Source organism: Halostagnicola larsenii XH-48 (assembly GCF_000517625.1).
Taxonomy (GTDB): Archaea; Halobacteriota; Halobacteria; order Halobacteriales; family Natrialbaceae; genus Halostagnicola; species Halostagnicola larsenii.
Genome location: NZ_CP007055.1, coordinates 2,724,178 through 2,736,446 on the forward strand (window position 1 = coordinate 2,724,178; position 12,269 = coordinate 2,736,446).

At 64.3% G+C, this 12,269-nt stretch carries 16 protein-coding genes; 7 read left to right on the forward strand and 9 right to left on the reverse strand.

The genetic code is table 11. The features are described from left to right. Nucleotides 1-93: 93 nt before the first annotated feature. The gene (locus tag HALLA_RS13725; RefSeq protein ID WP_084569020.1) at nucleotides 94-765 is read left to right on the forward strand and encodes a DUF5518 domain-containing protein; all 672 of its coding nucleotides are present in this window, start codon (nucleotides 94-96) and stop codon (nucleotides 763-765) included. Between the two features lie 20 nt (nucleotides 766-785). On the opposite strand, the gene HALLA_RS13730 is transcribed toward HALLA_RS13725, so the two are convergent. Next, the gene (locus HALLA_RS13730) at nucleotides 786-2,387 is read right to left on the reverse strand and encodes an ABC transporter permease (RefSeq protein ID WP_049953889.1); all 1,602 of its coding nucleotides are present in this window, start codon (nucleotides 2,385-2,387) and stop codon (nucleotides 786-788) included. Then, nucleotides 2,384-3,109, reverse strand: a complete 726-nt coding sequence (locus HALLA_RS13735) for an ABC transporter ATP-binding protein (protein ID WP_049954134.1) — start codon at nucleotides 3,107-3,109, stop codon at nucleotides 2,384-2,386. The genes HALLA_RS13730 and HALLA_RS13735 overlap by 4 nt, the downstream gene beginning before the upstream one ends. A gap of 127 nt (nucleotides 3,110-3,236) precedes the next feature. Here HALLA_RS13735 and rpiA point away from each other — a divergent pair, with 127 nt between their 5' ends. Then, the gene (gene rpiA, locus HALLA_RS13740; protein WP_049953890.1) at nucleotides 3,237-3,971 is read left to right on the forward strand and encodes a ribose-5-phosphate isomerase RpiA; all 735 of its coding nucleotides are present in this window, start codon (nucleotides 3,237-3,239) and stop codon (nucleotides 3,969-3,971) included. 65 nt (nucleotides 3,972-4,036) lie between these two features. Here rpiA and HALLA_RS13745 read toward each other — a convergent pair whose 3' ends face one another. From HALLA_RS13745 to HALLA_RS13760, 4 genes are all read right to left on the reverse strand, one after another. Continuing rightward, complete coding sequence (locus HALLA_RS13745; protein ID WP_174887899.1) at nucleotides 4,037-4,477, reverse strand: hypothetical protein; 441 nt, start codon at nucleotides 4,475-4,477, stop codon at nucleotides 4,037-4,039. Between the two features lies 1 nt (nucleotide 4,478). Further along, nucleotides 4,479-5,000, reverse strand: coding sequence for a DUF7342 family protein (locus tag HALLA_RS13750; protein ID WP_049953891.1), 522 nt, complete (start codon nucleotides 4,998-5,000; stop codon nucleotides 4,479-4,481). Nucleotides 5,001-5,455: 455 nt separating this feature from the next. Continuing rightward, nucleotides 5,456-5,821: a hypothetical protein gene (locus tag HALLA_RS13755; RefSeq protein ID WP_157231383.1), complete on the reverse strand. Its 366-nt coding sequence runs from the start codon at nucleotides 5,819-5,821 to the stop codon at nucleotides 5,456-5,458. Between the two features lie 68 nt (nucleotides 5,822-5,889). Beyond that, nucleotides 5,890-6,297: a hypothetical protein gene (locus HALLA_RS13760; protein ID WP_049953893.1), complete on the reverse strand. Its 408-nt coding sequence runs from the start codon at nucleotides 6,295-6,297 to the stop codon at nucleotides 5,890-5,892. A gap of 144 nt (nucleotides 6,298-6,441) precedes the next feature. On the opposite strand from HALLA_RS13760, the gene fni reads away from it, so the two are divergent. Then, entirely contained in the window at nucleotides 6,442-7,506 is a 1,065-nt protein-coding gene (fni, locus tag HALLA_RS13765; protein WP_049953894.1) for a type 2 isopentenyl-diphosphate Delta-isomerase, read from the forward strand. A gap of 224 nt (nucleotides 7,507-7,730) precedes the next feature. On the opposite strand, the gene HALLA_RS13770 is transcribed toward fni, so the two are convergent. Beyond that, nucleotides 7,731-7,898, reverse strand: a complete 168-nt coding sequence (locus tag HALLA_RS13770; protein ID WP_005578700.1) for a DUF1931 family protein — start codon at nucleotides 7,896-7,898, stop codon at nucleotides 7,731-7,733. Between the two features lie 240 nt (nucleotides 7,899-8,138). Here HALLA_RS13770 and larB point away from each other — a divergent pair, with 240 nt between their 5' ends. The 3 genes from larB to HALLA_RS13780 all read left to right on the forward strand — a co-directional run bounded on the left by larB (nucleotide 8,139) and on the right by HALLA_RS13780 (nucleotide 9,551). After that, nucleotides 8,139-8,936 carry a nickel pincer cofactor biosynthesis protein LarB gene (larB, locus tag HALLA_RS13775; RefSeq protein WP_049953895.1) on the forward strand — a complete coding sequence of 266 codons (798 nt, stop codon included), beginning with the start codon at nucleotides 8,139-8,141 and terminating at the stop codon, nucleotides 8,934-8,936. Nucleotides 8,937-9,044: 108 nt separating this feature from the next. Then, on the forward strand, nucleotides 9,045-9,194 hold the full coding sequence (locus HALLA_RS21105) for a DUF7563 family protein (protein WP_169732143.1): 150 nt from the start codon (nucleotides 9,045-9,047) through the stop codon (nucleotides 9,192-9,194). Nucleotides 9,195-9,302: 108 nt separating this feature from the next. Continuing rightward, nucleotides 9,303-9,551 (forward strand): GIY-YIG nuclease family protein, encoded by a 249-nt coding sequence (locus HALLA_RS13780; RefSeq protein WP_049953896.1) that lies wholly within the window; start codon nucleotides 9,303-9,305, stop codon nucleotides 9,549-9,551. Between the two features lie 33 nt (nucleotides 9,552-9,584). Here HALLA_RS13780 and HALLA_RS13785 read toward each other — a convergent pair whose 3' ends face one another. Continuing rightward, complete coding sequence (locus HALLA_RS13785) at nucleotides 9,585-9,989, reverse strand: hypothetical protein (protein ID WP_049954136.1); 405 nt, start codon at nucleotides 9,987-9,989, stop codon at nucleotides 9,585-9,587. A gap of 38 nt (nucleotides 9,990-10,027) precedes the next feature. Next, nucleotides 10,028-10,621 (reverse strand): NADPH-dependent FMN reductase, encoded by a 594-nt coding sequence (locus tag HALLA_RS13790; RefSeq protein WP_049953897.1) that lies wholly within the window; start codon nucleotides 10,619-10,621, stop codon nucleotides 10,028-10,030. A gap of 153 nt (nucleotides 10,622-10,774) precedes the next feature. Here HALLA_RS13790 and HALLA_RS13795 point away from each other — a divergent pair, with 153 nt between their 5' ends. Beyond that, nucleotides 10,775-12,190: a phosphoglucomutase gene (locus tag HALLA_RS13795; protein ID WP_049953898.1), complete on the forward strand. Its 1,416-nt coding sequence runs from the start codon at nucleotides 10,775-10,777 to the stop codon at nucleotides 12,188-12,190. The last annotated feature ends 79 nt before the right edge of the window (nucleotides 12,191-12,269 follow it).

Sequence of the window (12,269 nt, forward strand, 5' to 3'; positions counted from 1 at the left end):
TTCTGGGCGCTTCCCGTCTTTGCAGCCCGATCAGCCTTCGACGCCTGTCGCCCCACGCCTTTTTTGCCGCGCCAGACGACTAGGAATTCGAGTATGGTTTCCGGACGAACACTCGTGAACGCGGTCATCGGCGCGGTCGTCGGCGTCGTCTTTTCCTTTCTTCCGATATCGCCCGCTATCGGTGGCGCGGTGGCCGGCTTCCTCGAGGGGCCGGACGGTCGCGACGGAGCCGTTGCCGGCGCACTAGCCGGGCTGATCATGTTCTTGCCGATGGCCGTCATGGCGATGCTCGTCCTCGCCTTCTTCGGATTCGGCGTCGGGTTCGTCGGCGTCCCTGCCGTCGGTGCCCTGTTCGGGCTGGTGGTCCTCGGATTGATCATCGGGACGATTTTCGTCTCCATCGTCGGGCTCTCGGTCCTCGGCGGACTGCTCGGCGCGTACGTGGCTCGAGAGTACCCCGACAAACACGCCGCTTCGCGGGAAACGATCGGGATGGGCCGAGAATCGCCCCGTCCGCGGGAGACGGCGTACTCCACCTCTCCGTCCACAACGGGTGAGCGCTCGTCCGAGGCCGATCGGTCCGGCCGCGCCGACGACGGTCGGGTCGACGACCGCGAACCGGGCTCCTACTGGGATCGGGACCGGCCGCCGGTCAACGACGATTTCGGCGGCTTTCGGGCGGGCACTCGAGACAGTCCTGCCGATGAGCGCGACGACGAGAGAGACAGGGACGCTCGAGACGCCGACGATTCCGTCGATAACTGAACAACCGATCGCCGACCGCGCTACTCGTAACGCAGCGCGTCGATCGGGTCCGTTCGCGCGGCTCGCCAGGCGGGGTACAACCCGGAGACGATGCCGACGAGGACGCCGACGATGATGGCGAGTGCGACGTACTCGAGCGGATAGACTAGCGGGAGTCCGATGTACCACGCGCCGAGATAGCCCGTCGCGAACCCGAGTGCGGTTCCGATCACCGCGCCGATCAGCCCGAGGATCACGGCCTCCATCAGGAAGAGTCCGAGAACGTCGCGATTCTGCGCCCCAACGGCTTTCATGATGCCGATCTCGCGCGTTCGTTCGGTGACCGACACCAGCATGATGTTCGCGATTCCGATCGAGCCGACGAGCAACGAGATCGCCGCGATGCCGACGATGAAGCTCTGGAGCAAGTTGAGGATGTCCTGTACCTGTTGGAGGAGTTCGGTACTGGTCTCGAGCGAGATGGCCAGATCGTCTCCGAGGAACTCGCTCGCGTCGGACTCGTCGCTCTCGAGATAGTTCGTCGCGGCGTCTCGAGCGGCCTCGATGGCCGCGTCGTCGTTCGACTCCGCCTCGACCACAATGGCGGTAAATCGGACGTTCTCGGCGCTCGACCCGCCATCGGAACCGTCCTGCATCGAGAGCGTGCGGCCTTGCAGGTCGGCAGCGCTCGCTTGCCATCCGTCTTCCTGTTGACCGCCATCGCTCTGGAGGCTCACCTCGGTTGGCTGATCGTCGTCAGTTGCAGCGGTCGGTTGCTCGGCGGCAGCTTCGTTGGTCGATTGCTCGCTGTCGCTCGCGTTGTCCGGCTGCCCACCCTCACTCGCGTTGTCTGGCTGTTCGCTGTCGCTTGCGTTGTCCGACTGCCCATCCTCGCTCGCCCCCGTCCCGTCGTCTTGACCACTTTCGTTAGCCTGCTGGTCACCACCGTCTGTCTGGCTGATTCCCCCACTGGCTCCAGCGGCCATTCCCGCCATCTGGTCCGTGTAGTACGGATCCGTCGGAACGTAGATCCGCGGCGAGCTCTCGAAGCCCTCGAACGGGCTCAGGCCTTCGGAGGTGTCGGTGATCCCGACAACCTCGGTTTCGACCTCCTGCCCGCCCAGCAGAGTGATCGTGAGGGTATCGCCGACCTCGAGATCGTCTTCGAACTGACCCGCCGCCGCTGGGTTGAGCACCGCCTGGGTTTCTCCCATCTCGAACCGTTCGCCCTCCTCGAGGCTGTCCGCTTGAACGTACGACGGCCCAGACGCGACGACGCCGTCGCCCTGTGGCACCGTTTCGTTCCCGTCGGAGACCGTCTGGGTCGGCAACGGCGCGTAGCCGTAGGCCGCCTCGACGTCCTCGAGTTCGCTGACCGCCTCGAGGTCGCTCTGGGTAAAGACCGGCTGCGAGCCGGCACCCGGGCCGGCCTCGACGTCGGGATCGGCCGCCCAGCCGTAGAGGTTCCGCTGGTCGTCCGGGCTGATGTCGCCGATGACCCCCGCCTGCAGGCTCGCGCCGAGCGTGACGAACGCGATCACCGCCGCGATGCCGATCACGACCCCCAGCATCGTCAACCCCGACCGAAGCTTGTGGCCCGCGATCGAGCGCCAGGAGAGGCGCAGGCTCTCGAGGGGCTTCATTTCTCGTCGCCCTCCTCGAGGTCCTCGATCCGTTCGATCCCGCCGTCGAGCAGGTGGACGATCCGCTCGGCGCGCTCGGCGACGTGGCGCTCGTGAGTCACGACGATCATCGTCGTCCCGCCGCCGTGGAACTCCGCGAAGAGGTCGAGCACCTGCGATTCGGTCTCCGTATCGAGGTTCCCCGAGGGTTCGTCGGCGAGCACGATCGACGGGTCGTTCACCAGCGCTCGAGCGAGCGCGACCCGCTGGCGCTGGCCGCCCGATAACTCGTTCGGGAGGTGATCGATGCGGTCTCCCAGTCCGACGCGCTCTAAGAGTTCGCGCGCCCGGTCGCGACGCTCGCTCCGAGAACTCCCCTGAAACAGCTGCGGAAGCGCGACGTTCTCGAGGGCGTTCAGCCGGGGCATGAGGTTGAACGTCTGGAAGACGAAGCCGACTTCCGTGCCGCGCAGGCGGGTCCGTTCACGTCCCGAGAGCGCGCTCACGTCTCGGCCGTCGACGACGACCGACCCCTCCGTCGGCGTATCGAGACAGCCGACGAGGTTCATCAGCGTCGATTTGCCCGACCCGCTCGGGCCCATTATCGCGGTGTAGGAGCCTCGAGGGATCTCCAGTGAGACGCCATCGAGCGCGTGGACGGGCTCGCCCAACTGGTAGGTTTTGCGGACGCCCTCGAGCGAGACCGCGATTTCGGTCTCCGGCATCGTCCCCGTATTCGACATGGTGGTCCCGTCCACACCGCCGGCGAAAAACCTTCGCGGGTGTTCGACGGGTTCGCGCCCGGTTTTCGCCCGCGCTGGCTCGCCCAGAGGTGCAACGTTTTTTGCGCCCCCGCACAGTGCTCGAGACATGAAGCGCACTGGCGGCACAGACGAGGCGAAACGCCGGGCGGGCGAACGCGCCGCCGAGGAGGTCGAAGACGGGTTCGTCGTCGGGCTCGGAACCGGCTCGACGACGGCACACGCGATCAGGGCGATCGGCGAGGCGGTCGAGAACGGACTCGAGGTTCGAGGCATTCCAACGTCGTTCCAGTCCCGACAGCTCGCGCTCGAGGTCGGCATTCCGCTCACGTCGCTCGATGCCGTCTCGAGCGTCGACCTCGCCATCGACGGTGCCGATCAGGTGGTCGACACCGGCGACGGCACCGAGCAGGTCCTCGACAGATCCGACGCGGGCGACGGTGACCTGATCAAAGGCGGCGGCGCGGCCCACACGCGAGAAAAACTCGTCGACGCCGCGGCCGATCGGTTCGTCGTCGTCGCCGACCCCTCGAAGCTCGTCGACCGACTCGAAGGTCCGGTCCCGCTCGAGGTGATACCCGACGCCCACACGGTCGTCGCCGACGCAATCTGCGAACTGGGCGGGGATTCGACCCTTCGGGCGGCCGAGTGCAAGGATGGCCCAGTTGTGACCGACAACGGCAACCTCGTCCTCGATTGCTCGTTCGGGCCGCTCGAGGACCCCGAACGCCTCGCGAGCCGACTCGCCTCGATCCCCGGCGTCGTCGAACACGGACTGTTCGTCGGACGGACCGACGCGGCCTACGTCGGAACCGAGTCGGGCGTCGAGGTTAGAGAGTACTGAGGTCGTCGTCACTGTTCGTCTCGCAGGTTGCGGTGTTTTGCAATTCTCGAGTCGGCGGTCACCGTTCACTCACTCTCGAGCTTCGACGTGACCTGTGCCATAACTTCCCAGACAACTCGAGTCGGATTCGTTGACGAGAACTCGTAGGATTCGTATGTATACGTCCGTTCGGGGTCAGCCCGTTCTTGAAAGTGACCCCATCCATCGACGTGCTCTTGTGGATGGTGGTGCCACCCGAAGTCTCCGGTGGCGTCGCTGTAGTGAAACGAAAACGCTGGGCGGTCGGTGTTGCTCTCGCCTGCGAACCAGCGAACGGTCAGCGTGGCCTCGTTCACGTCGAGTTCGATCCGATCTACCGCGATGTCTGCGACGACGCTGGTGTACTCCCCGGACGGAAATCCTCGAACCGCGGTAACCGCCGGGTGGCGCTCGAGTTCGCGCTGGATTCCCCGAAGCGCACGATGTGACGCTTGCGCTGAATCGTACGCACGGCCGTTGCCGGCCATATTAGGCGAACGCTCGGGAATATCGAGTGTACGTCGCGTAGTGTTCGATGGCGTCCTCGACAGCCTCGAGACGATATCGGACGAGTTCCCAGTCGCCTGCGGTCTGTAGGACGGCTCGCGTTTCCTCGGATTCGTCCGTTTCGGCGGCACATCCGCGGAGTTCGTCCGGCGAATCGACCGCGTACTCCTCGCGCCACGTTTCGATTTCCGTTTGCAGATCGGCCTTCAACTGGATGAGTTCGTCGCGGTCGTGCGAATCGAGCAGATCCCGAAGTAGTTGCATCCGCGTGTGAAGCGGATCCGGCGAGTAAAACGTCGTACCGTCGCGTTCGGTCTTTAGGAGGACGTTCATCTCTGCGAGCCGCTCGAGGTGGTCTCTCGCGGTATTTTCGGCGACGTAGGCTTCGTTTGCGATGTACGACGCCGGTCGGGGCTCGGAGACGGTTTCCGTGACCGATCGGACCCTATCGAACGCGCTCGTTTGGGCTTTCCAGGCGTCAATTCCAGGAGCGTCTTCGTCCATATCCGCTCTTCTCGTTCTATCGCAATAAGTCTATCTCGAGATAAAATTATTGATTCAAGCGGTGAGGCGATCGAATAGAGGGCTCCGAGCCGCCACGAACGATGAAACTGAACCGCTTCCCGGCGACGATTCGGTGTCCGGCCTATCCGCGCTGTGGCGATCCCGTGTTAGTCGTCACCAGCACCGGGCCGACGACCAACCGATCCCACCCCCTGTGGCTGTCGCGTTGGTGATCCGTCGCTTGAGCACTCGTCGACCGAATGTGCTCGAGTCACCCGGTCGAACCCCTTCGTTTCGCCTCGAACGTTCTTCGAACCCCCTCGTTTCGACTCGAAAGTTCCGGCGAAAAAGACCCGTTCTGACGATAGTTCGGACCTACAGCCGATGTTGACAGAACCTAGCTGCAGGTCGCCAGACAGTAGCACGCATCGAGTGACGGCGAGGTTCGAACTGGATTAGGGACGACGGCTCGAGGGATTCTTCAGTGCCGCGTCTGCGGCGAGGAGCAGAAAGGCGATCACACCGATGAACCAGAGCAGGAATACCGGATCGACGTCGGCGGTGGTATAGTAGTGCCCGAACGCCACCGAACTCATGGCCAGTCCGAACATGCCGACTCCGTGGGCCACTGCCGTTTTCCTGTCTTCGAACGAAATCGTGTGGCTGCGTAGCGAGGCATCGGTTCCGAAGTGAAAATACGCCGTCGCCGCGTACAGACAGCCGATCACGAGAAGGATGTACCAGCCAGGTGCAAACATCTGATACGTCGCGGTGCTGACGACTGCACCAACCAGAACGGCCATCAACGGGGATGTATCCATACGACGGCCATGAAGGGCTTGGATAATTATTCCTGTTATCCGTCACGATCAAAATGAATCGGAGACGGTCACCGACTGTCGTCCGTCGTCTCTGCGGTTCGCGCTCGCTGCGAGAACAGCGCGACGGCGACGTAACACACCCCGAGCAACCGCGTCGCGGGGACGACCCACGATTTCAACTCGAGATTCGCCGGGTTCTCGTAGGCCGTTCCCAGCGCGAGCGTGACGAACCGGCGCGGAGCGAGAAAGGCCGGTACGCCGATAACCCCGAGCGTTCGGGCGACAGCGGGCGCGTTCGCCCTTCCGGTGAGGACGAGCCAGCAGAAGACCAGTCCCTCGAGTCGAGCCATCGGAAGCGTCCACGGCCGGAGCGTTCCCTCGCCGGGATTGTCGAAGGCGAGTCGTTCCGCCGAGGCGACGATTCGGTCCGGAAAGGCCGTCTCGAGCAGGCCGAACGCGACGAGTAGTCGTTTCATAGGCAGTCTACGATGTCGGTCGACAAAAACGTCTCCGGCGGGGTCGATTCCCGGCGCTGCGTTGTGGAACGCGGCCAACAGAAGCCACTTCGAACAGACACCTTTTCAATCCCGTATCGTAACTCCCGTAGTAGAGACGAACCGATGCCCGAGACTTCCGACAGGAAAGACGACCACATTCGCATCATTCAAGAAGAAGACGTCGAGACGTCGGGGACGGGATTCGCCGATATCGATCTGGTCCACGACGCGCTTCCCGAGATCCACCGCGACGAAATCGACACGACGACGACGCTGTTCGGGCACGAACTGGCCGCACCGATCGTGATCGAGAGTATGACCGGCGGTCACCCTAACACGACGAAACTCAACCGGGCGCTGGCCGAAGCGGCCCAGGAGACGGGAATCGCCATGGGCGTCGGCAGCCAGCGCGCCGGCCTCGAGCTTACCGACGAGGACCTACTCGAGTCCTACACGGTCGTCCGCGAGGTCGCACCCGACGCCGTCCTCTACGGAAACGTCGGCGCGGCGCAGTTGCTCGAGTACGACGTCGACGACGTCGAACGGGCCGTCGAGATGATCGACGCCGACGCGATGGCGATCCACCTCAACTTCCTGCAGGAAGCCGTCCAGCCCGAGGGCGATATCGACGCCCGCGGCTGTCTCGCGGAGATCGAACGCGTCGCGAGCGAACTGAGCGTCCCCGTGGTCGTCAAGGAGACGGGCAACGGCATCTCGAGGGACGTCGCCCGCCGGCTCGCCGATGCGGGCGTCGACGCCATCGACGTGGCCGGGAAGGGCGGAACGACGTGGTCCGGCATCGAATCCTACCGGGCCGCCGCCGTCGGTGCCAGTCGACAGGAGGGGATTGGCCAACTGTTTCGCGCCTGGGGCGTGCCGACGGCGGTGAGCACCCTCGAGGCCGCCGAATCCCACGACTGCGTCGTCGCGAGCGGCGGCGTTCGATCGGGGCTCGACATCGCGAAAGCGATCGCGCTGGGCGCTCGAGCCGGCGGACTGGCGAAACCGTTTCTCGCGCCGGCCGGGCAGGGAACCGAGGCGGTAGTCGACCTGATCGAGACGCTCTCACTCGAGCTTCGGACGGCGATGTTCGTCACGGGCTCGGCATCGATCGAGGAGCTACAGGAAACCGACTACGTCGTCCTCGGGCGGACGAAGGAGTATCTCGAGGAACGACGCGAGCGCTGAGAGCGGTCGCCGCCCGGTGACACGACGACATGGCGTTCGAGGACGTAAACGCTGTTGCTGTCCGTTACTCCAATTTCGTCGATGACGTCACTCTCGAGTGCGTACTGTACGGTTCATCGCTTCCGAGCGCGTACTGTCTCGGTTACGCCGCTCTCGAGTGCGTGATGTTCCAGTTGCGCCGCTCTCGAGCGTTGCGCCAAGAAATAATAGTTTGCGAGCGAACCTTACAGGTCGCGCGGCTGGACCGTCTTCCGGTCGTTTGCTTCGGCACGTCGTGCTGCGTCTTCGAGAAGCTCGTCGACTTCCTCGTCGAGTGCTTCGTAGAAGTCCGAGGCGACGTTTTTGTCATCGAGCGCTTCCTTTACGGCGGCTTTGACGATCAGATCTGCCATACGAAATACTGGTTTCCGTTTCCCTCTTATAATTGTTCCGGTTACTACCGCCAATACCGGGTCTGCAGGGGCCAATTCGTCGGTTCCGAGCGTCGATTCCACCGGAAAATATATGTTTGATGAATTTCCGACGGGTCGAAAATCGGCTCTTTGGGCCACAACCTCGCTCGCGCGCGCTCTCCGAGTCGTTTGGCGAGTCGTGCCGACGGATTCGAGTAGTTGCACCGACGATGCTACTCCATGCGCGAACTTCTCGAAGCCGTTGCGGAGGGGTCTCTCTCCCCCGCCCAGGCCGAGGCTGAACTCGCCGGCTACGTCACTGACGACGCCGGCCGATTCGATGCGACGCGACGACAACGACGCGGCATTCCGGAGGCGATTCTCGCCGAAGGTAAGTCACCCGACGCGGTCGCCTCGCTGGCGGCGACCGCGCTCGAGACGACGGGACGGGCGCTCCTGACGCGACTCTCGGATGAACAGTTTCAGGTTCTCGAGTCTTCTCTCGAGGATGTCGAGGACGAGGCCACCATCGAGCGCTGGAGTACGTCCGCCCTCGTTCGGTCCTCGACATACGAACGATCCTCGCTCGAGGCGACGGTCGCGATCGTCACAGCGGGGACGGTCGACGGCCCGGTCGCCGACGAGGCACAGGTCGTCTGCGAAGACGCGGGGGCGTCCGTCGATCGGATCGACGACGTCGGCGTCGCGGCGCTCGATCGCGTGCTCGATCAGGCCGACCGGTTGCGAGCGGCGGACGTGGTGATCGTCGCCGCCGGTCGGGAGGGGGCCCTCCCGACGGTCGTGGCCGGTCTCGTCGATGCACCCGTCATCGCGATTCCCGTCTCGAGTGGCTACGGCCACGGCGGCGACGGCGAAGCGGCGCTCGCCGGCATGCTCCAGTCCTGTACCGTCCTCTCCGTCGTCAACATCGACGCTGGCTTCGTTGCCGGCGCACAGGCGACGCTCATCGCCCGCGCCGTCGATCGGGTGGCTTTCTCCGGGAACGAGAGTGATCCAGCCGACGACTCGGACTTGTAACGGATTCGGGAAAATATTCTTCTATAGCCAAAACTCAATACTTCGCTGAGGGAAGGTTATTTAGTATTGCAACCAGTATTTTCAACTACCGGCGAACGCCGGACTACCATGCCACAGTGCAATCACTGCAGCGCGCACGTGTCGGAGCGATTCGCCCGCGTGTTTGCAGACGAACACGGCGACATCCACGCGTGTACCAACTGCTCGGCGAACGCAGGAATCGCAGAAGCTGCTCGAGAGCGGGCACGGCGTGTCTGAGCCAGATGCCAGCCGCTCGACCGACGTAGCTTTCGAACGCGGGTTCGTCTTCGAACTACCCGTTCGCGGTCCGGACGCTTTTTGTCACCGTCGACGAATCGCTACACGATGACCGATCACGTCGTGTACGTCCTCGAGTGTGCCGACGGGAGTCTCTACACCGGCTATACGACGGATCTCGACCGCCGCGTCGCCGAGCACAACGCAGGCAGTGGTGCGAAGTATACGCGGGCGCGAACGCCCGTCGAGGTCGTCTACCGCGAGCACTACGACTCGAGGTCGACTGCGATGTCGCGCGAGTACGAGATAAAACAGCATTCCCGAGCCGAAAAAGAACGGCTGGTGGGGCTCGAGTGAGCCACTGACTGGCCCGTTTTCTTCTCACTGCTCTCACTCGTCGGCCGATTCGATCCCGAACTGTTCGCGCTGGCGGTAGAGATACGCCGCGATGAGCCCGGAGACGACTCCACCGGCGAGCGCCGGAAGGTCGGCGGTCCTGATCCCCGCAGCCAGGCCACCAAACGAGCTTCCGCCGTAGAGGATAAATCCCCATGTCCACGCCCAGGACACCCCGAGCCACAGTCCGGCGGCCAGCGCGAGCATTCCCAGCCCCAGTCCGACCAGGAACGCGATGATCGGTACTGCCATCCCCGTTCCCTGCCCGGCGCTCGGATCGGCAACCGCGACGACCCCGATACCGGCGATAGCAAACGCACAGAGTCCGATGATCCCTGCCAGGAGTTTCACGCCGACAGATGTCCCGGTGAGACGATCGTCTCGAGATCGAACGTTCATTTCGTAGAGAGAAGTCGGTCGAACGTATATACTCGCCGTCACTCACTTTCGTCGGCCGCTCGAGGGGAACTCACGTCCGGTTCGATGAAGGCGTACTCGGTGAGCATTCGGCCGAGTTTCTCGACGCGATCCTGGAGTCTGTCGTCGATAAAGGCCCGCCCGTCGATCGCGTCGGGATCCGCTTCGAACTTCCCGGATGCGCTCCGGATGCCGACCTGATGTGGAAGGACCCAGCCGTGGACGCCCCGCACGGTGATTCGGAGGTGATCGAGCGTGGAACCGTAGCTCCCGCCGCCGGCGGTCGCGAGCAGCCCGACGGTCGTATCCTCGTACTCGTCGAACCCGCAGTAGTCGTGGAAGTTCTTGAGCGCGCCGGAGTACGATCCGTGATACACCGGCGTTCCGAGCGCGATGGCGTCCGCCTCGCGGACGAGTCGTTTCACCTCGCTGCCGTCGCCTTGTCCCTCGAGATCCGGGTCGTAGAGCGGAAGGTCGTACTCCTGTAGATCGAGCAGGCGCGTCTGTGCGCCCGCTTCGTCGGCAGCCCGGAGGACGTATCTGAGCGCCGTTCTGGTGTAGCTCTTCGATCGGAGACTTCCGGAGACTGCGAGGACCGAGGGACCAGTTGTCATAGCCCGACGTACCAGTTCAGTTGGGAAAACGCCATCGACGTTCGGATCGGGGGCTCCCGTCGTTTTCACAGTTGCACTGGCGCGTCACGCTCGGGTTCGTCGAACCGGGTCGACGCCGTCGCTTTTTTCGCACCGGCCGGTGATACTCGCGCTATGGAGACGATTTCGTTCGGCACCGACGGCTGGCGGGCGACGCTCGAGGAGTTCACGACGCCTCGAGTGCGGATGGTCGGACAGGCGGTCGCGACGTATCTCAGCGACGAGGGGCTCGAGGCACCCGTCGCTGTCGGCTACGACGCTCGGGAAACCTCGCGGGGGTTCGCCGAGGAACTCACGCGCGTGCTCTGTGCGAACGGGTTCGACGTGCTGCTCAGCGAGCGCGACCGACCGACGCCGCTCGTCGCACACGCTATCGTCGACCGCGACCTCGCCGGCGCGCTGGTCGTCACCGCCTCGCACAACCCGCCGGAGTACAACGGCGTCAAGTTCATTCCCGGCGACGGCGCGCCCGCACTCCCGCCGGTGATGGATGCCGTCGCGGACCGCCTCGCCGAACCGGAGCTGCTGCCCGCGTCCGAGCACGGCTCCGCCCGCGAGGTCGATTTCGTCGACTCGCACGCCGAGGCCGCGATGGACGTCGTTGAGCGGATGACCGGCACGCCGATCGACGTTTCAGATCTCACCGTCGCCTACGACGCGATGCACGGCAGCGGCCGGGACACGACGGACGCCCTCCTCGAGCGCGCCGGGGCGTCCGTCGAGCGACTGCGCTGCGAGCGCGACCCAGACTTCGGCGGAACCGGCCCAGAACCCGCACCCGAGAACCTCGAGGAACTGATCGAACTGGTGACGGCAGCGAGCGACGGCGACGCTGACGGGTCAACCGTCGACCTCGGAATCGCGAACGACGGCGACGCCGACCGGCTCGCGGTCGTCACGCCCGAGCGGGGCTACCTCGACGAGAACCTGTTTTTCGCCGCGCTCTATGACTTCCTGCTCGAATCGGCGGACGGCCCCGCGGTCAGAACCGTTTCGACGACGTACCTCATCGACCGCATCGCCGACGCCCACGACGAGTCCGTCCACGAGGTTCCCGTCGGATTCAAGTGGGTCGCACAGGCGATGGCCGACCACGACGCCCTCGTCGGCGGCGAGGAGTCGGGCGGGTTCACGGTTCGGGGACACGTCCGCGAGAAAGACGGCGTTTTGCTGGCGCTGCTGGCGGCGGCGATGCACGACGCGGAACCGCTCGACGACCGCGTCGACCGGTTGCTCGAGACCCACGGGACGGTCGTCCAGGACAAGACCAGCGTCGGGTGTCCCGACGAACGGAAAGAACAGGTGCTGGCGGATCTCGAGGCGGAGATCCCCGACGCCGTCGCGGGTACACCCGTCGAGGACGTCAACACCGCAGACGGGTTCAAACTCCTGCTCGAGGACGGATCCTGGCTGCTGGTCCGACCGAGCGGGACCGAGCCGGTGTTGCGGGTTTACGCCGAAGCCACCGACGAGGACCGAGTCGCAGAGTTACTTGCCGCCGGACGGGAGCTACTCGAGCCGTTGCTCTGAGATCGACTCGGTTTCGCTTCCGCATGCAGTCGCGACTACGCCCGTCTGGTTGCGTTTGCCGGGTTCGCATTTACCCGTC